This window comes from Actinoplanes campanulatus, from assembly GCF_014647795.1.
GTDB lineage: Bacteria > Actinomycetota > Actinomycetes > Mycobacteriales > Micromonosporaceae > Actinoplanes > Actinoplanes campanulatus.
Window position 1 is genome coordinate 82,282 of record NZ_BMPW01000030.1, and the last position, 17,832, is coordinate 100,113.

17 protein-coding genes are annotated in these 17,832 nt (G+C 70.8%); 6 read left to right on the plus strand and 11 right to left on the minus strand.

From position 1 onward, the window contains the following. Positions 1–3 precede the first annotated feature (3 nt). The gene (locus tag IEZ13_RS40475) at positions 4–558 is read right to left on the minus strand and encodes an AbfB domain-containing protein (protein ID WP_183226833.1); all 555 of its coding nucleotides are present in this window, start codon (positions 556–558) and stop codon (positions 4–6) included. A gap of 179 nt (positions 559–737) precedes the next feature. Here IEZ13_RS40475 and IEZ13_RS40480 point away from each other — a divergent pair, with 179 nt between their 5' ends. Continuing rightward, positions 738–1,382: a GOLPH3/VPS74 family protein gene (locus tag IEZ13_RS40480; RefSeq protein WP_183226832.1), complete on the plus strand. Its 645-nt coding sequence runs from the start codon at positions 738–740 to the stop codon at positions 1,380–1,382. An 87-nt stretch (positions 1,383–1,469) separates the two neighbouring features. Further along, positions 1,470–1,745 carry a hypothetical protein gene (locus IEZ13_RS40485; RefSeq protein ID WP_183226831.1) on the plus strand — a complete coding sequence of 92 codons (276 nt, stop codon included), beginning with the start codon at positions 1,470–1,472 and terminating at the stop codon, positions 1,743–1,745. A gap of 7 nt (positions 1,746–1,752) precedes the next feature. Here IEZ13_RS40485 and IEZ13_RS40490 read toward each other — a convergent pair whose 3' ends face one another. The 5 genes from IEZ13_RS40490 to IEZ13_RS40510 all read right to left on the minus strand — a co-directional run bounded on the left by IEZ13_RS40490 (position 1,753) and on the right by IEZ13_RS40510 (position 6,399). Then, the gene (locus IEZ13_RS40490) at positions 1,753–2,844 is read right to left on the minus strand and encodes a hypothetical protein (protein WP_183226830.1); all 1,092 of its coding nucleotides are present in this window, start codon (positions 2,842–2,844) and stop codon (positions 1,753–1,755) included. After that, complete coding sequence (locus IEZ13_RS40495) at positions 2,841–3,407, minus strand: RNA polymerase sigma factor (RefSeq protein ID WP_183226829.1); 567 nt, start codon at positions 3,405–3,407, stop codon at positions 2,841–2,843. Before IEZ13_RS40495 ends, IEZ13_RS40490 begins: the two co-directional genes overlap by 4 nt. A gap of 61 nt (positions 3,408–3,468) precedes the next feature. Next, the gene (locus IEZ13_RS40500) at positions 3,469–4,530 is read right to left on the minus strand and encodes an aldose epimerase family protein (protein WP_183226828.1); all 1,062 of its coding nucleotides are present in this window, start codon (positions 4,528–4,530) and stop codon (positions 3,469–3,471) included. 123 nt (positions 4,531–4,653) lie between these two features. Next, on the minus strand, positions 4,654–5,223 hold the full coding sequence (locus tag IEZ13_RS40505) for a dienelactone hydrolase family protein (protein ID WP_183226827.1): 570 nt from the start codon (positions 5,221–5,223) through the stop codon (positions 4,654–4,656). 9 nt (positions 5,224–5,232) lie between these two features. Continuing rightward, on the minus strand, positions 5,233–6,399 hold the full coding sequence (locus IEZ13_RS40510) for an RtcB family protein (RefSeq protein ID WP_183226826.1): 1,167 nt from the start codon (positions 6,397–6,399) through the stop codon (positions 5,233–5,235). A gap of 58 nt (positions 6,400–6,457) precedes the next feature. Between IEZ13_RS40510 and IEZ13_RS48235 the strand changes: the two genes are divergently transcribed. Continuing rightward, on the plus strand, positions 6,458–7,885 hold the full coding sequence (locus IEZ13_RS48235) for a questin oxidase family protein (RefSeq protein WP_183226825.1): 1,428 nt from the start codon (positions 6,458–6,460) through the stop codon (positions 7,883–7,885). A gap of 155 nt (positions 7,886–8,040) precedes the next feature. Here the strand turns inward: IEZ13_RS48235 and IEZ13_RS40520 are convergent, their stop codons facing one another. From IEZ13_RS40520 to IEZ13_RS40535, 4 genes are all read right to left on the minus strand, one after another. Then, a complete protein-coding gene (locus IEZ13_RS40520) occupies positions 8,041–9,237 on the minus strand; it encodes a CehA/McbA family metallohydrolase (RefSeq protein WP_183226824.1) in 1,197 nt (398 codons plus the stop codon). 63 nt (positions 9,238–9,300) lie between these two features. Then, positions 9,301–11,301 (minus strand): M48 family metalloprotease, encoded by a 2,001-nt coding sequence (locus tag IEZ13_RS40525; RefSeq protein WP_183226823.1) that lies wholly within the window; start codon positions 11,299–11,301, stop codon positions 9,301–9,303. Positions 11,302–11,372: 71 nt separating this feature from the next. Further along, positions 11,373–11,807 (minus strand): hypothetical protein, encoded by a 435-nt coding sequence (locus tag IEZ13_RS40530; RefSeq protein WP_183226822.1) that lies wholly within the window; start codon positions 11,805–11,807, stop codon positions 11,373–11,375. 110 nt (positions 11,808–11,917) lie between these two features. Further along, positions 11,918–12,838, minus strand: a complete 921-nt coding sequence (locus IEZ13_RS40535; RefSeq protein WP_183226821.1) for an NADP-dependent oxidoreductase — start codon at positions 12,836–12,838, stop codon at positions 11,918–11,920. A 133-nt stretch (positions 12,839–12,971) separates the two neighbouring features. Here IEZ13_RS40535 and IEZ13_RS40540 point away from each other — a divergent pair, with 133 nt between their 5' ends. Further along, a complete protein-coding gene (locus IEZ13_RS40540) occupies positions 12,972–13,889 on the plus strand; it encodes a helix-turn-helix transcriptional regulator (RefSeq protein ID WP_183226820.1) in 918 nt (305 codons plus the stop codon). Positions 13,890–13,954: 65 nt separating this feature from the next. On the opposite strand, the gene IEZ13_RS40545 is transcribed toward IEZ13_RS40540, so the two are convergent. Then, entirely contained in the window at positions 13,955–15,010 is a 1,056-nt protein-coding gene (locus IEZ13_RS40545) for an aldo/keto reductase (protein WP_183226819.1), read from the minus strand. A gap of 102 nt (positions 15,011–15,112) precedes the next feature. Between IEZ13_RS40545 and IEZ13_RS40550 the strand changes: the two genes are divergently transcribed. Further along, entirely contained in the window at positions 15,113–15,970 is an 858-nt protein-coding gene (locus tag IEZ13_RS40550; RefSeq protein WP_183226818.1) for a helix-turn-helix transcriptional regulator, read from the plus strand. Between the two features lie 235 nt (positions 15,971–16,205). Next, positions 16,206–17,832 (plus strand): ATP-dependent Clp protease ATP-binding subunit (locus IEZ13_RS40555; protein ID WP_189285771.1); only part of this gene is annotated, 1,627 nt, incomplete at its 3' end.

Below are 17,832 nucleotides of genomic sequence, written 5' to 3' on the forward strand. Positions count from 1 at the left end.
CCCCTACGGCTCCTGCACCATGAAGGAACTCGCCTTCGGGAAACCGGCCGAGCCGTCCGGCTTGTCGATGTAGAGCTTCTCGCCGCGCCGGTGCACCAGATACTCCGGGTAGTTCTTCGAGCGCAGCCGGACCGTACCGATCGCGGTGCCCGCCTCCTGGCAGAAGGTGGCGTCCGCGCGGAACAGGTCCGAGTCCTCCGCGACGTCGAAGCGCAGCCGGAAGTCGTAGTGGCGCAGGTGGCGGCCGTCCTCGGTGCGGAACGAGTAGCATGTGCCGTCGGCCAGGCCGGGAACCACGGTCAGCGGCAGCGGGTCGACAGTGGACAGCGCCGCGAAATCGCCGCCGGTGGTCAGATAGGTGCCGGGGTCGCCGAGCGGGGACACCACCCAGGTGCCGGCGGCCAGCTGGGCCGGGACGGAACCGGTCGCGGCCGGCGACGGCGGCGCGGTGGCCGCGGGCGGCGCGGATTCCGCCCGGTCGGCGCCGCCGGTGGAGTTCCAGGCCACGAAACCCACCACGAGCACGGCGACGGCGGCCACACCGACGATGATCGGCATCACCGGAGGTGTACGGCGAGTCTGCCCGTAGACGGTGCCCGAGGGCTCAGGAGCCTGGTCGATCATGGCGGTGACCCTAGCCGGTTGCGGCCGCCGGACGCGAAGAGCGTCCCACTGTCCATCCTGGTCTCGACGCTGCGCAACCTCACCGCAACCATTCGCCGATATCGTGATGTGCCGTGAAGCTTGCTCCGGCGGACGACTTCTACCTGGCAGCCCACGACGGCATCGGCGGGCGGCTCCTGATCACCGGTGAGCTGCTCGGCGCGGGCCTGGGCGCCGCACTGCTCGGTGAGCTGATGTTCTGGCGCCGACTGCACCCGGACGGCGACGTGGTGCACGTGATCGACCCGCGGCCGACCGGCGACCGGGCCACCCTGGTCCTGCTGGAACGACTCGCCGCCACCCCCGGCCCGCACGCCCTGCGGCGGTGGATCGCCCACCTGGCCACCAGCGGCATGGCGGTCGACCTGGTGGAGAAGCGGCTGATCGCGGCGGGGGCCATCCGGTGGGAGGCGAAGCGGCGGTTGCTCGGCTCCCACCCGCCGCAGCTGGTGTTCGCCGACCCGAAGAGCACCGGTGAGCCGACCACCCGGATCCGGACACACCTGTCGTACAACGAGACGCTGGAGACCGCCGACCTGATGCTCGCCACGCTGATCATCGCGACCGGCCTGGACGCGTACGTGCTGGACACCTGCAACCCGCGGGACCGGGCCCGGCTGTTCGACCAGTTCCGCCGCCACCTGCCGCGGGCGCTCGGTGATCTGGCCGGTCAGGCGAAGGGGGCCGCCGAGGACCTCGCGGCTACTCGCATCGCCTGACCGGCGGGGATACGCTCACTCCATCCGTTCGGCCCTGTCGTAGCGGGCGGTCCGGGGACGATGGTGTTGTCGATGGAGGTGGCCGCCGTGCTCATCATTCTCGTCATCGTCGTGACCGTGGCCCTGGTTCTCGCCAGCGCCTTCTGGCCGGAACCGGAACCGGAACAGGAACCGGCCGGGACGGAGACCGGCCCGGCGACGGTCCCCGAACCGCCGACCGGACCGACCACCCTGGAGGGCGCCCTCGTCGCCCAGCTGATCAGCGGCGAGATCAGCGCCCGCCAGTACCGGCGCGCCGTCGCGAAGCTGGCCGCCCGCGACGACCAGCGGCAGCCGGTCCGGCCGCCGACCGGTCTCGTCTAGGCCGCGCTCACTGGCAGCCGAGGCCCTCCTTGTAGCCCTCCGGCGCCTTGTTCTTCTTAATCATCTGATCCACCGTGTCCCAGATCGCCTCCGGCCAGTCACCCTCGGCGTTCATGTCCTGGAGGACCTTCCACCGGTGGCTGCTCTGCAGGGCGGCCGCGGCCTGACCCTGTGCCTCCTTGTCGCCGGCCTCCTCGGCCCGGGACCACTCGGCGATCCAGCTACAGGTCACCTGGCCGGTCACGGCGGCCCCGAAGTGGTACGGCGAGTTCGCGCCGTCCACGTTCACCGCGGACACGTCGAAGCCGGGCGGGATCGGGATGTCGGCGAGCACCTTGGCGGCCTCCTCGCGGACCTTGCCCGGAGTGACCACCTCCGGCGGCAACGCGGCCAGGAACGCCTTCGCGTCGACCCGCTTCACGGCGGCCAGCAGGGCGTCGAACTCGGACCGCTCCCAGCCGCTGCTGGTGCGTAACTCGACGAAGGAGCTGTCGACCGGCTTCAGCATGGCCGCCCAATCGCCGCCACCGTAGGTGAACACGCTCGCCTCGGTGCCGGCCACCGTGGTCGGCTCCGGCTTGCTGACCTCCAGCCGGTCCTTGTAGTAGCTGTCGTACTGGTCGGCCTTGTACCAGTTCATCTGGACCGACCGGTTCCCGTCGACGAACTCGATCGTGCCTTCGGCGGCGGCGAACCCGTACACCGTGGTGATCTTCCAGCCGGGCTGGCCGACCAGCAGGCGCGGATGCTCCTGCGCGGCCTTCAGATCCAGCTCGTACCCACCACCCGCGCCACCGGTATCCGAACTCGGCAGGCCGAGCGGCCCGGACCAGGCGCCGGGGGTGGCGCCGTTCTCCGGCTGGTCGCGCAGCAGGGCGGTGGCGCCGATGACACCGGTGACGACGGCCGCGGCGGCCACCGCACTGGCCAGGCGACGGGACAGGCCGCGGCGCGGCGCCCGGCTCTCGACGACATCGAGCTTCGGTGTGGACATGATCTCCTCCAGGAGCTGCTGCTCCGCCCCGCCGAGGCGGGCGACGAGACCGGGACGGTAGGGGTCGGCGTCTCGAACCTTGCGGTCGAGGTGCTTGTCGGTCATCGGCCCTCCTCCGGGACGATCGCGGTCAGGACGTCGAGTACATGTCCGGGCGGTGCCAGATCGTCACCGATCATTTCGCGCATCCGCGACCGGGCCCGTGACAGCCGCGTGCGCACCGCGGCCGCGCTGGCCCCCACCACCTCCGCGATCTCACGCGGCTGCAGACCCTCCCACACGGTCAGCGTGAGCACCTCACGGTCCGTCTCGGCAAGGCGGGACAGAGCATCCTGTACGGCCAGACGCTGCGGAACCTCGCTACCCGGATCACGGGTCACGATGGCGGTCAGTCGCTGGCGCAGGCGCTCGCCGAGCCGTTCCCGGCGGACGCCGCCGCGATGATGGTTGGCCAGAACCCGGCGGGCCACGCCGTACAGCCAGAGTTTGATCTCGTCGTCCGGTGGCAGCTCGCGGCTGCGGCGCCAGGCCACGAGGAACGTCTCGGCGACCACGTCCGCGGCGTCCTCCGGCTGATCCACGCGCCGCAACGCGTACGCCAGGAGCGCCTCGAAGTTGCCGGCGTAGACGCGCCGGAATCGGTCTTCCTGTTCAGTCCCAGAACCCACGTCACGTCCATGTCCGGTCGAGGGCCGAACGTTACAGCAGTATCGGCCCCCGACCGTGCTGTCAGCTCACCCCGAAGCGGTAGATCGTGATGGACCGGTACTCCTGGCCGGGGCGCAGCACCGTGGACGGGAAGTTCGCGTGGTTCGGCGAGTCCGGGAAGTGCTGCGTCTCCAGCGCGAACCCGTCACCCTGCCGGTACGGCCGGCCGCTGCCGCCGATGATCGTGCCGTCCAGGAAGTTGCCGGAGTAGAACTGCATGCCCGGCTCGGTGGTCAGCACCGTCAGGGTGCGGCCGCTCACCGGCTCCACCACGAAGGCGGCCGACTCCGGCTCGCCGTCGCGCGGGCGCAGCACCCAGTTGTGGTCGTAGCCACGCCCGTACAGCATCTGGGTCTCACCGGCCCGGATGCGGCCGCCGATCGTGGCCGGATCGCGGAAGTCCAGCGCCGTTCCGGCCACCTCCGCGATCTTCCCGGTCGGGATGAGGCCCGCACCGACCGGCGTGAACTCGTCGGCGTCGATGCGCAGCACGTGGTCGTAGACGTGCCCCTCGCCCTCGCCGGCCAGGTTGAAGTAGCTGTGGTTGGTCAGGTTCACCACGGTCGCCGCGTCGGTGGTGGCCAGGTAGTCGATGCGCAGGCCACCCTCCGCGGACAGGGTGTAGGTGACCGTCATGCTCAGCTCACCCGGGAAGCCCTGGTCACCGGCCGGGCTGACGTGGGTGAGCGCGATCCCGCCGTCCACCTCGGTGGCCGCCCAGATCATCTTGTCGAAGCCGGTCGTGCCGCCGTGCAGGCTGTTCACGCCGTCGTTGACCGGGGTCTGGTAGGTGACGCCGTCGAGGGTGAAGCGGCCCTCGGCGATCCGGTTGCCGAACCGGCCGATGATCGCGCCGAAATACGGGCCCGGGTTGTCCAGGTAGCCCTGCAGGGTGTCGAAACCCAGTGCCACGTTCGCGGTCTCGCCGTCACGGTCCGGCGTCTCGATCGACTGGACGATGCCGCCGTAGGTGATGACCCGCACCCGCAGCCCTCGACCGTTGTCGAGGGTGAGGCGCTCGACGGGGCCATCCGGCGTGGAACCCCACGCCTCACGGGTGATCGCGACAGCATCCGATGACATGGGGGAGACACTCCAGACTTTCGGCGGCGGGCAGCCTTCTCGGCAGCGTGCGGCCGCAGCATATCGCCCGGGCGCCGCCGTGTGGGAGCGCTCCACAACAGGTGGGACGGAGCCCTCCGCCGATCAGTCCAGGAAGTCGAGCACCCGCCGAAGCAGGAGGGTGGTGGCCTCGCGGTCGTAGGACGGCAGCGTAAGGTCGGCGAAATAGTGCTGGTCACCGGGGTAGAGGAACAGCTCCGCGGACTTGCTCCGGGCGACGATGTCACGGGCCGCGTCGAGGTCACCCTCGTCGGCGAAGATCGGATCCCGGTCCATGCCGTGGATCTGGACCGGCACGTCGTCGGGCCACGCCGTGCCGAACTCGGACGCCGGAACGCAGGAGTAGAACAGCAGCGCGCCACGGGCGCCGGGCCGGGTCTGCGCCAGCTTCTGCGCGGGCAGCACGCCGAGCGAGAAACCGGCGTAGACCAGCTCGGCCGGCAGGTCCCGAACCGCGCGGACGCCGCGCTCGATCACCTCACCGAACCCGATCCGCTCGGCGTTGCGAACGCCCTCGGGCAGCGTCGCGAAGGTCTCGCCCTCGAACAGGTCCGGCGTGTGCACGACGTGACCCGCGGCACGCAGGTCGTCGGCGAAAGCGGTGACACCGGGCGTCAGCCCCAGCGCGTGGTGGAACAGGACGACCTCGGCCATACCGGCATTCTAATCGCCCTTGACGTTGACCAGCTGGCGTAGCGTGTGGCGGATCTCCACCAGGTCGGCGGCATCCCGCATGACCACGTCGATCGGCTTGTACGCCTGCGGGATCTCGTCGAGGAACGCGTCGGTGTCCCGGAACTCGATGCCCTTCATCGCCTTCCGGAGCTGCTCCCGGGTGAACGTCTTGCGTGCCCTCGTCCGCGAGTACGCCCGCCCGGCGCCGTGCGGTGACGAGTTCAGCGACATGGCGTCACCCTTGCCGACCACCACGTACGAGGCGTCGCCCATCGACCCGGGGATCAGACCGGGCACCCCGCGGGCCGCGTTGATCGCACCCTTGCGGGACAGCCACACCGTCTCGCCGAAGTGCGTCTCCCGTTCGGTGTAGTTGTGGTGGCACTGCACCCGCTCCACCTCGTCGACCGGCCCGCCCACGAACTCCGCGAAGGAGGCGATCACCCGGTCCATCATCTCGTCCCGGTTGACCAGTGCGAAGTTCTGCGCCCATCGCAGCTCCCGCAGGTAGACGTCGAACTCCTCGGTGCCCTCCACGAGGTAGGCGAGATCCGGATGGGGCACGCTGATCCCGCCACGGGTGACGAACTCCTGCGCCACCCGGATGTGATGGCTCGCGATCTTGTTACCGACGCCCCGCGACCCGGAGTGCAGGAACAGCCACACCGTCCCGGACTCGTCCCGGCACACCTCGATGAAGTGGTTGCCGCTGCCCAGCGAGCCGAGCTGGAGTTCCCAGTTCTTCGCGTACCGGCCCGGGTCGAAACCGGCCCTCGCTGCCTCGGCGGACAGTCGCCCCACCCGCTCGCGCGCCGAATCGGTCAGCCTCTGGTTGTTCGACCCGGCCGACAGCGGCACCGCCCGCTCGATCGAGGTACGCAGCGTGCTCAGCTTCGGCGGCAGGTCATCCCGGTGATAGCGGGTCCGGACGGCGGCCATCCCGCAGCCGATGTCCACGCCGACCGCGGCCGGGATGATCGCGCCACGGGTCGGGATCACCGAACCGACCGTGGCGCCCTTGCCCAGATGCGCGTCCGGCATCAGCGCGATGTGCGGGTGGATGAACGGCAGCTGCGACGCCAGCTCGGCCTGCCGCCGGGTCTCGTCCTCGAGGAGGCTCGCCCAGTTCATCAGACGGCTGTTGATCTGCTGCACCCCGCCCACATTAGCCGGTATTGACCTCTACCGTGGTTCAGGTTGCAGGCTCGTCACCATGGCGAACGCGACCCTTGACGAGGTGTACGAGCGGCTGTGCGACACCGGGCCGGAGTTCGACGGCTGGCTGTCCAACCACGCGCCGATGGCGGCCGAGGCCCTCATCCACCACGGCCACGCCGACCGGGTGCACCGCTGGCTCGACGACTACCGCCGCAACCTGGAGCCTCGCCCGCGCGGCATCAGCCCGATCGTCGCCGACGAGTGGCGGGACGCGCTCGGCGATCCCACCCGCACCGGCGACTGGCTGAACTTCTTCGAACGCGAGATCACCATGGACCCGTGGCCCGACGTACTGGCCCGCTGGTGGCCGCGGCTGTTGCCGGGCATCGCCGCGGGCGCCACCCACGGCGTGATCCGGGTGGGCCACGCGGTCCGCGCCCTCCTCACCCCAGCCCTCCCTACCCCAGCCGCCCTCACCCAAGCCTCCCTCACCCCAGCCTCCCTCACCCCAGCCGTCCTTACCCCGCCGGACCCGGCACTCCCCTCCGATCTCCCCGGCCCCGCTCCGTCTGCTCTCCCCCGGAGTTCCTCAGGGGTCGCTTCCGATGCAGCCTCGCCCTACTCGCCGTCTTCCTCCGCGGCCGCTTCCTCGCTCGCCGCATTCCGCCCGCCTGCGGGCCGTGTCGCCGAACTGGGGCAGGCACTGGCCTACTGGGCCGCCCGTTGGCAACCGATGGCCCTGCCCGGTTCGGGCCCATACCGGACGACCGACCCACGCGCCGCCCTGGACGCGGTCCCGCGCGTGCCGGACCAGCGCTTCGGGATCCGCTCCCGGCTGGCCCAGCTCGCCGATCTCCCGGCCTGGCCCGACGTCCCCACCGGCCGAGAGAAGCGGATCCCCGCCGGCCCTTCTGCGGCATCGTCCGGCTCTCGCACCGGCCCTTCTGCGGCATCGTCCGGGTTACCCACCGGCCCTTCTCCGGCACCGTCCGGCTCTCCTGCCGTGCCGTTCCTGAACGGCCGCGACTCGGTGCCCGCCGAGCCGCTGGCCGTCGGCGAGATTCCGTCGGCGGCGCGGCTTCTCGCCGTCGACGAGAACACCGTGCACGACCGGATTCTCGCCATCATCGAAGCAGCGGTCGTCCGGCAGGCGGGTTACGGCTACGCCAACCCGGTCATGCTGGTGCACGCCGCCACCGCCCCGACCGCGGTGCTGCGCACCCTGCCCGCTCTGCCGGGCGCGCTGCACCTGCCGAGCCTCGCCGCCGCATGGGCCGCGACCGCCGCGGTCACCTCGGCGTACGCCCCGGAGCAGCCGAGACCGGTGACGCCGCGCCCCGGCATCAGGCCGGAAGACCTGATGGCATACGCCGCCGACAACGGCGACGCCCACGCCATCAAACTCGCCGACGCGACCATCGAGGCGGGCGACGCCGAGACACTCGCCTACGCCTACCGGGCCCTGGAACGCTTCGCCCCGTGAGCGGCCACCTCGATCCCCGCCGTGATGGCCTTCCGCGTGTTGCGCCCGTCCGGGCGGCCGGGTTCTGAAGCGCCCCGTGAGCGGTTACCTCGATCGCTGCCGTGGAGGGATCCTGCGTCGTGCCCGCCCGGGCGGGTGACCATCACGTCTGCCGTTCACGCGGTGAGCCACCACGGGCTCGTGTAGGCGACTCCCCAGTCGTTGCACGGGTGCCCGGACGGACCGGGGGATGCGTTGGCCTGCGACGGATCGGCGATCCGCAGCACCACCCAACTACCGTCCGCGGCATCCAGCGGCACGGTGAACTCGGTGACCCGCCCCGCCTCCGTCTCGACGACGTCGGCCACCTCGGGCGCGCGCGATCCCGGCCGCAACACCTGGAGGTGCAGCGGCTTACCCACCCACTCCGGACCGCGGTCGAGATCGACCACGAACCGCACGTCACCCTTGGCGAAGGGCAGACTTCCACCCATCCGTACGCCCGAAGCCGTCGCGTCCACCCGAAGACCACTGACCCGGGTCGCGAAGAACCGGCGCTCGCGCATCGCGGCGAGCACCCCGTTGCGGGTGTTCTCCACCGCCCACACGCCGGTACGGCCCTTGCCCTCCGGATAGCCCCATTCGGTGCCGTGTTCATCGGTTACTCCGGTCAGCCCGGTCCGCCAGCCCGCGTTCAGGCAGGCGTTCAGCGGTGAGCTCTGCCCACTCGACCAGCCGTCGAACAGATAGTCGTCACCCCGGTTGAACATCTCCAGGCCGACCATCTGCTCGCGCAGCGCCGCGTTGTAGGCGAAGTCGTTGAACCGCAGGATCTCGCGACCCGGATGGTTGAATCCGCTGATGCCGCCGGTCCTGCTGATCCAGTCGTAGAGCCGGGCCATCCCGGGCGAGCCACCCAGGTCGGTGAACGCGCCCGTGTACCAGACGTTGACGTGCCCGAGCAGCGGATGCGACCACTCGAAGCCCCGCAGCGCCGTATAGATCCCGGGATTGTCGGCGGCGTCGGCGAGCTGCCCCGTCCGCGTCCACTCGGACCGCGACAGGCCGTTGATGGACAACAGGGTGGCGTGGTCGGTGAGGGCCGCTACGTCCAGCCCAGCGGATCGCATCGATTCGTACGCCTTCGCCGGATCGCCGTCGCCATCCGACATGAGGGTGTGGTTGTGCAGGTCGGCGTGGAACAGGGTGGTGCCCTGGCTGATCGCCGAGGCCCGGGCGGCGCCGGTGGCCCGGATCGGGGCGGCGCTCGTGGCGACGCCCGTGGTGGTGGCTTCTGCGGAGCCGGGGGTGCTGGCCAGCATCAGGAGTGCGCCGCTGCCGACCAGCAGCGACCTCCGGGACAGTTCGGTCATGAATCTCAGCCAAGCTCACCACCCTCAACAAAGTGAAGTCCGTTGATGTCCACATGGTGAACGTCAGCCCGTGTAAACGAGCGCCGAGTAGTGCAGCGCGGCGGCGACGTGGATCAGGCCAGCGGTCATGGCGGCCGCGAAGCCGGCTGCCAGCACGGCGGGAGGCCATGCTCGTGTCGTTGAGCGGCGGGCCCGCGTGGGCAGCAATGGCAGGAGCAGAGCGACCACGGCGATGCCGGTGGCCAGGACCGCGAGGGGGTACACCACCACGTGGACGGCCCGGTCTACGGGAAACGCCCACTCGCCGAACCGATGGAGGTAGAACGCCGCCGAGACGGCGACAGTGGCGATCAGAGATGCGTACAGGGTCGCGGCGAAGTCCTCGGCGCGGGCCAGCACCAGGACCGCGAGGACGACGGCGAGGCCGGCCGCCGCTGCCGACCACATGTCGATCCAGGCGTCCGCGTTCGGCTCTTCCGGCACCACGGCTCGTGGAGCCAGCAGGCGCACGATGGTAGCGGAGGCTGCCGCGGCCACTGCCGAGGACAGCAGCGGCCTTCGCTGATGAGGCATCCGCCACGCGAAGATCGCGCCGGCAGCGAGCGCGGCGGCCAGGAACGGCGCCCACGGCGCGGTGGTCGCGATCAGCAGAAACTTTCCGGGACCGTGCTGGACGAAGGTGATCGATCCGCCGCTGCCCAACCAGTAGGCGAGCCCGAACAGGACGGTGTTGACCAGCACAGGTGTCAGGAGCTCCGCTCGCCGCCGGTCTCCGGCCCACCGGTGAGCCAAACTGACACTGATCGCCGTGGCGGACGCGACCGCGAGCGGCACGGTCAGCAGACTCCACCAGTTGATGTACGACCCCGCTGCGCCGTTGGCGCCCGTCTGGCTCACGCCGGTGAGCATGCCGATCGGTGCCCCCGCGAGCATGGCGAGCACCGGGCGCTGGCGGCGCCACCCCATCACGGGATGGCGATGGGCCTGGCGCCACCAGGACACTCCGCAGGTGGCCGTGATCAGCAACCCGGCGAGCCCGGCGTCGATCATGTTGATCCAGCCGCCGATCGGCGTCCCGACCAATCCGGGGTTCGTCACCTGGTAGGAGGTCACCAGGACGGTCGTCGCGAGAATCCCGGCGATCATTTCATCGGGCCAGCCGTACGGCGCCGCGCCGTCCGTCCGGTCGATGAAGCGCCTGCGCCTGGCGTGTGAGGGATGTGCGGCCGAGATCCGCTCGCGAAACGGCACCGGCTCGTCCGGGGCTCGGCTGAGCAGAGCGGCGAGGCCGGCACGGCCGCCGGCCGCGGCGGTGAGGGCATCCGCCTCGTGTTCGCGGGCCCGGTTGATCCGGGCCGCGAGCACCCAGGCGGCCAACAGCAGCATTATGGTCCGCGCGGTGTACCCGACCCACATCCACAGCGCCTGCCAGTCCAGTGGCGACATCTCGCGAATGGTCACCAGCCAGAGGACGACCTGGGGCAACGGCAGGACGGCCACCATCGGCAGAGCCCAGCGCATGCCCCGGGTCAGCCAGACCAGCCGGACATCGCCCGCGGCAACGTGCGCGGCCTCGTGCCCGAGGAGCGCGGCGACCTCGGCGTCGGATCTTCGGCGTGCGCCCGCCGGCATGATCACCTCGGGCGTCCGGCCACGCTTGATGGTGAACGCCTCGAGCAGATCGCCCGGGCCCAACCACACCCGCGGGGGCGCCGTGAGGAAGAAGGCGGGCGCTATCCGGGCCATCGTCTCCGGCCATCGAGGCGGCGGCGGCCGCAGCTCACCGAGGCGCCGCAGGTAGACCCGGGGAAGCACCAGGGCCAGACCGAGAGCGAGAGCCAGAACCGCCGCCCCGCCGGTCAGTGCTGCCACCGCCCGCGGACGCTCCAGAGGTGCGGTACAGGCGACGAAACGCTGTTGCTGAGCGAAGAGCTCCGTGTCGGTCAGCGGGCGCGGGTCCAAGCCGGCGAGACACTCATGGACGCCGGCCTGCCAGGTGACGCCGAAGAACTCGAAGAAGACGAGGATGCCGGCATAGGTGCCGGTGGCGACCAGAACGGTCATGAGCAGTACGTACTGGCCGCCGGTGGGCGACGGGACGCGGGCGTGTGAACGCGGGGCCGGTGCCGCTTCGGTCATCGACCGGTCGAGCGCATCCGAAGGGCGCCGATCACCCCGTGTGCGACCCGTTGTGCCTCCTCCGGACTGACCCTCCCCTCCAGGCTGAGCAGGACCGACTCGAACACCTCCCGCTCCTGCTCGGGCGTCATCGGCCCCGCTCCCGATCCCGGCCGGTCGCGCAAATCGGCGAGCAGCGCCCTGGTGCGGTCGGTCAGGGCATCGGTGGCCCGCTCCGCGATCCGGCCCGATGCGATCCCGAACAGGCCGGCCAGCACCGGAATCACGTAGTCCGCCAACGGCAGCAGCTCCACACCCATCCCGACCGGCGGTTTCGGCCTCCGGCGGGCGCTGCCGCGGAAGCGGCGCAGCGCGGCCTCGACCTCGTCCACCTCGTCGGGATAGGACAGCTGCAGGGTCTGCCGGCCGACCTCGCTGAGCACGGTGTCCACTGGGCGTTCTTCCTCTCGCTGGACCGGGCGCCAAGCGTAGAGAGCCGTACCGGTACGAAATCGGCATCCTTGTCAGCTTCCGTGAGCATTCCCGCCGCTGTTGTTCACCCTCACGGGATCAGGACGAGCTTGCCGAGAGTGTGGCGGCGCTCCAGGTGCCGGTAGGCGTCGACGACCCGATCCAGCGGGTAGGCCGCCTCCACCGGAATGTCCAGGCCACCCCGGGCGTGCCGGGCGGCCAGGTCGGCGAGCACCTCGGGAACGGACACGTGGTTGCTGCCCCGCGCGTGGACGCCGTGCTCCCGGGCGGCCGCGAAATCGGCCAGCGTGTTGATCCGCTCCGGGCGCACACCTAGGGACAGGGCCAGCTCGACGTAGGGCGCGCCGAACGCATCGATGAACGCGTCGACCCGACCGCCGGAGGTCTCCTTGATCCGCTGCTCGACGCCGTCGCCGTACGCGACCGGGACGATGCCGTGGTCGCGCAGCCAGTCGTGGTGTGCCGGCCCGGCCAGGCCGATCACGGTCGCGCCGGTGAACCGGGCCAGTTGGGTCGCGAGGGAGCCGACGCCGCCGGCCGCCCCCGCCACCACGACGGTGTCACCGGAAGCCGGGGCCACGGCGTGGACCGCGGCGTACGCGGCGGCGCCCGCGGTGGGCAGAGCGCCCGCCACCTCCCACCCGACCCCGGCCGGCCGGGCGGCGAGCTGGGCGGCCGGCACGATCACGTGTTCAGCATGCGTGCCGGGAACGGAGGTGAGGCCGATCACCTCGTCGCCGGCGGCGAAGCCGGTGACCCCGGCCCCGACGAACCTGACGACACCGGCCACGTCCCTGCCCTGCCGGGCCGGGAAGGTGGTCGGATAGACCGCCTCGAGAAACCCGCCGCGGATGGCGGACTCGACCGGGTTCAGGCCCGCGGCACGGACCTCCACCAGCACTTCGCCCTCGCCGGGATCGCCCGGCTCGGCGGTGATCACCTCCAGGACGTCGATTCCGCCGAACCGGGTGAAGCTGACAAATCGTGACATCTGGCCGCTCCTTCGTGTGGATGTCGGGGACGGCTCGACTCTGGCAGCGTGCGGGCAGGCTTAGAATCGGATCGCCCTGCCTAGGACCAGCGATCCATGGCTATGGCTGGGGCCGCGCGGGATGATTGCCGGCATGGATCGCCGTGAACTCGCTGACTTCCTTCGCCGTAGCAGGGAGCGGCTCAAACCCTCCGATGTGGGCCTGACCGACGACGGCCGCCGGCGCACGCCAGGGCTGCGCCGCGAGGAGGTGGCGATGCTCGCCGCGATGTCCGCCGACTACTACATGCGCCTCGAACAGGCACGCGGCCCACAGCCGTCGACGCAGGTGCTGGCCCCGCTGTCCCGCGCGTTGCGGTTGTCCGAGGACGAGCGTGACCACCTCTACCTGCTCGCCGGTCACCGCCCACCCGCCGGGCGGCAGGCGGGTGATCGCGTCCGGCCCGGTCTGCTGTTCCTGCTCGACCGGCTCGTCGACACCCCGGCGCAGATCCTCACCGACATCGGCGACCTGCTGGAGCAGAACAGCCTGGCCGAGGCGCTGTTCGGAGGTGTCTGCCCGACCCGGCAGGAGGACCGCAACATCGTCTGGCGGTGGTTCACCGACCCCGCCCACCGGGAGGAGTACCCTCCGGAGGACCGCGACCACTGGAGCCGGGTGCACGCCGCCGATCTGCGCGCGGCCGCGGCCCGTCGTGGCGATGATCCGGTGGTGTCCGACCTGGTGCGGCGGTTGCGGCAGGTCAGCACCGAGTTCGACGAGCTGTGGCGGCGGCACGAGGTCGGGGTGCGGCGCACCGGCCGGCTGCGGCTGAAACATCCGAGCGTCGGGATGATCGACCTCGAGTGCGAGCAGTTGCTGTCCCCGGCGGAGGACCAGCACCTGATGCTCTACACCGCCCAGCCGGGTAGCCGTAACTTCGAGCAGCTGCGCCTGCTTCGCGTGCTCGGCGGTGAGCGCTTCGTTCGAGCTGCCGGCCCGGACCAGCCCGGCGGGAGCGTCGCGGCCGTGCATGGCCAGGCGGTCGCGTGGCTCGGCGGGATGGGGTAGCCGTGCCCACGGACGGCGGCCGCCGACCGCGGGCCGGCCGCGGTCAGGGTGGGCTGGTCGCGGGGTCAGGGCCGGCTGGGGCCGGAGCCCGCCCCGGCTGTGACGATCGCGGCCGCCACCTCGTCCAGGTCGGCGTCGGTCAGGGTGAGACCCGCAGCGGGGAACCATCCGGCGATCTGCGCCGGGCGCCGGGCGCCGACGATCGCGCCGGTCACCCCGGGCCAGGCCAGCGTCCAGGCGACGGCCGCCGCCGCCACCGGCACGCCGTGCCGGGCGGCCACCCGCCGCAGGGCCTCGACCACCAGCAGGTTGCGGTCCAGGCGTGCGGTGAAGTCGGGATGCCCGCGCCGCCAGTCGTTCTCCGGCAGCGCCGTCACCCGCGCCGCGTCGAAGGCGCCGGTCAGGAGACCGGAGTACATCGGTTGGTAGACGATGACCCCGGTGCCGTGGCCGGCCGCCCAGGTGATCTCGTCGGCCGATTGCCGGGCCAACGCCGAGAAGGGCGGCTGGATCGCGTCGACGTGCGCCACCTTCTCGGCCCGGTGCAGGTCGTCGACGCCGTGGTTGGAGAGGCCGATGGCCCGGACCTTGCCCTCCTGCCGGAGGTCGGCCATGGTCTGCCAGTAATCCTCCAGCGGGGTGGCATCCACCGGCTCGGAGCCGGGATCGTCGCCGAAGGCCAGCAGCCGGCCGTCGCCGGGCCAGTGCACCTGGTAGAGGTCGATGTGGTCGACGCCGAGCCGGAGCAGGGAATCCTCCAGCTCACGGCGCACACTCGCGGCGGTCATCAGCTTGCGCGGGGGCATGTGGCGCTGCCGCGGATCGTCCCAGACCAGGCCGGCCTTGGTGAACAGATAGGGACGATCGTTCTCCGGAAGGCCGGCCACGGCCCGGCCGACGACCCGCTCGGAGTGGCCCAGCCCATAGGCGGCCGCGGTGTCGATCCAGTTCACCCCGGACTCGACGGCCCGGTGGATGGTGGCGATCGAGTCGGCGTCGTCCTGCGGGCCCCAGGCGTACTCCCAGTCGCTGCCGCCCATCACCCAGGCCCCGAGGCCGGTGGCGGACAACTCCATCCCCGTGGCGCCGAGCGGACGGGTGGGCACAGTGGAATCGGTCATGCCGGTAACCCTCGCCCAGACCCAGGGGCGCAGCCAGGAGCGTGCGCTGCCTAGGCACGGCATGACCAGGCAACGCCCGCGCCCGCACGGAATACTGGCGACATGACCTTGGAACGGCGTACCGAGTTGGGTGAGTTCCTCCGGTCCCGGCGTGCCCGGTTGAGCCCGGACGAACTCGGTCTGCCCCGCGACCGCGGCCAGCGCCGGGTCCCGGGTCTGCGGCGGGAGGAGCTGGCCCGGCTCGCCGGGGTCAGCGTCGACCATTACGTCCGCCTTGAACAGGGCCGCAGCCTGCATTTCTCCGCGGCCGTGCTGGACGCGGTCGCCCGTGCCCTACGACTCGACCCGCTGGAGCGCGACCACCTCTACCGTTTGGCCCGGCCGCACACCGATCCAGGACCGGCCCGGCCCGAGCGGGTCCGGCCGGGGCTGCTGCGGCTGCTGGCGTCGGTGCCGGATGTTCCGGCCTACATCATCGGCCGTGACACCGACGTGCTGGCCTGGAACGATCTCGCCGCCGCCCTGCTCACCGACTTCGGAGCCCTCGACCCCGGCCAGCGCAACCTGGCCCGGCTGATCGTTCTCGACGAGGGCATGCGCACCCTCTACGCCGACTGGCCCGCCAAACTCCGCGATGTCACCTCCTACCTGCGGTTCGGCGGGGCGAGGCACCTGGACGACCCGAAGACCCGGGCGCTGGTCGACGAGCTCTGTACGGCCAGCCCCGACTTCCGCGCGGCCTGGACCGCGCACGACATCAAAGACAAAACCCATGGCGGGTACGCCTACCGGCACCCGATCGTCGGCGAACTGGAACTGGGATACGAGACGCTGCGGCTGCCTGACGACCCGGACCAGGCACTGGTCGTCCACACCGTGGAGGACGGCTCGCCCTCCCAGACCGCGCTGCGGTTGCTCGCCGCGTGGGTCATCGAGCCGGCCCGCCCACCGGCGCGCTGAGGCCCACATCAGACGACCCGGTGACCGTCGTCCCTGGAATGAGGGGAGGCAGGAAGCGCGCCGGGCCGCTAGGATCGTGATGGGCGGAGCGCCCGCCCGAGCCTCGTGTGGCTGCCCACGTCGACCATGGATGTGGCCAAGAGTCCTCGACTCAGCGCGTTCTGTTCCGCTGCGGTGCGCTGATGTGCCGTCCGTCTTGCGGGTGACGTGGGTGCCCGTTGAGGGCGTGATGGTCATGTTCGAAAGATTCACCGACCGGGCTCGTCGGGTTGTCGTCTTCGCGCAGGAAGAGGCGCGGACGCTCAACCACGACCACATCGGCACGGAACATCTCCTGCTGGGTCTGATCCGTCAGGGCGAGGGCGTCGCCGCGATGGTCCTGGAGCGTCTCGGTGTCTCGCTGGAGGCGGTGCGGCAGCAGGTCGAGGAGGTCATCGGCCTGGGCCAGGAGCCATCGGGCGGGCACATCCCGTTCACCCCGCGGGCCAAGAAGGTTCTGGAGACGTCGCTGCGGGAGGCGCTGCAACTCGGCCACAACTACATCGGCACCGAGCATCTCCTGCTCGGGCTGATCCGTGAGGGCGACGGCGTGGCGGCCCAGGTGCTGGCCAGGATGGGCGCCGACCGTGATCAGGTGCGCCGGCAGGTCGTCCAGTCGGTGACCGGAGCCGGTTTCGGCCGCGAGCCAGAGGAGGGTCGGCCGTCGGCCGTCGCGGCGGTGTCGCCGATTCTGGACCAGTTCGGGCGCAACCTGACCCAGGAGGCCCGAGAGGGCAAACTCGACCCGGTCATCGGGCGGGAGAGCGAGATCGAGCGGGTCATGCAGGTGCTGTCCCGCCGGCGGAAGAACAATCCGGTGCTGATCGGCGAGCCGGGGGTCGGTAAGACCGCTGTGGTGGAGGGCCTGTCGCAGTCGATCGTCAAGGGCCAGGTGCCGGAGACACTGAAGGATAAGCAGCTGTACACGCTGGATCTCGGCGCGCTGGTGGCCGGCTCCCGCTATCGCGGTGACTTCGAGGAGCGCTTGAAGAAGGTGCTCAAGGAGATCCGCACCCGCGGCGACGTCATCCTGTTTATCGACGAGATCCACAATCTGGTGGGCGCGGGCGCCGCTGAGGGCGCGATCGACGCCGCCTCGATCCTGAAACCGATGCTGGCCCGCGGCGAGTTGCAGACCGTCGGGGCGACGACCAGCGACGAGTGGCGAAAGTATGTGGAGAAGGACGGGGCGCTGGAGCGGCGTTTCCAACCGATCGTGGTGGGTGAGCCGTCCTTGGCGCACACCATCGGGATCCTCAAGGGTCTGCGTGCCCGCTATGAGGCCCATCATCGGGTCACCTTCACCGACGCGGCGCTGGTCGCGGCCGCGACGCTGGCCGACCGGTACATCTCGGACCGGTTCCTGCCGGACAAGGCGATCGACCTGATCGACGAGGCCGGCGCCCGGATGCGGATCCGCCGGCTGAGCACGCCACCCGAGCGGCTCGGCTTCCAGGACGTGGTGTCCGAGATCGATGACGAGCAGATCGCCGAGGTGCTGGGCAACTGGACCGGTATCCCGGTCCACCGGCTGACCGAGGAGGAGACGACCCGCCTGCTGCGCATGGAGGACGAGCTGCACAAGCGCGTCATCGGCCAGGACGAGCCGGTGCAGGCCGTCTCCAGGGCGATCAGGCGGACCCGGGCCGGATTGAAGGATCCGAAGCGGCCGTCCGGTTCGTTCATCTTCGCCGGCCCGTCCGGTGTCGGTAAGACGGAGTTGTCCAAGGCGCTCGCGGAGTTCCTGTTCGGTTCCGAGGACGCGTTGATCCAGCTGGACATGTCGGAGTTCCACGACCGGTACACGGTGTCCCGTCTGGTCG

Bases quoted from the DNA above. Each gene is read 5' to 3' on its own strand.
- IEZ13_RS40520 (WP_183226824.1), bottom strand. From the start codon at position 9,237: ATGACCGAACTGTCCCGGAGGTCGCTGCTGGTCGGCAGCGGCGCACTC.
- IEZ13_RS40505 (WP_183226827.1), bottom strand. From the start codon at position 5,223: ATGGCCGAGGTCGTCCTGTTCCACCACGCGCTGGGGCTGACGCCCGGT.
- IEZ13_RS40475 (WP_183226833.1), bottom strand. From the start codon at position 558: ATGCCGATCATCGTCGGTGTGGCCGCCGTCGCCGTGCTCGTGGTGGGT.
- IEZ13_RS40540 (WP_183226820.1), top strand. From the start codon at position 12,972: ATGGATCGCCGTGAACTCGCTGACTTCCTTCGCCGTAGCAGGGAGCGG.
- IEZ13_RS40500 (WP_183226828.1), bottom strand. From the start codon at position 4,530: ATGTCATCGGATGCTGTCGCGATCACCCGTGAGGCGTGGGGTTCCACG.
- IEZ13_RS48235 (WP_183226825.1), top strand. From the start codon at position 6,458: ATGGCGAACGCGACCCTTGACGAGGTGTACGAGCGGCTGTGCGACACC.
- IEZ13_RS40535 (WP_183226821.1), bottom strand. From the start codon at position 12,838: ATGTCACGATTTGTCAGCTTCACCCGGTTCGGCGGAATCGACGTCCTG.
- IEZ13_RS40490 (WP_183226830.1), bottom strand. From the start codon at position 2,844: ATGACCGACAAGCACCTCGACCGCAAGGTTCGAGACGCCGACCCCTAC.
- IEZ13_RS40550 (WP_183226818.1), top strand. From the start codon at position 15,113: ATGACCTTGGAACGGCGTACCGAGTTGGGTGAGTTCCTCCGGTCCCGG.
- IEZ13_RS40545 (WP_183226819.1), bottom strand. From the start codon at position 15,010: ATGACCGATTCCACTGTGCCCACCCGTCCGCTCGGCGCCACGGGGATG.
- IEZ13_RS40525 (WP_183226823.1), bottom strand. From the start codon at position 11,301: ATGACCGTTCTGGTCGCCACCGGCACCTATGCCGGCATCCTCGTCTTC.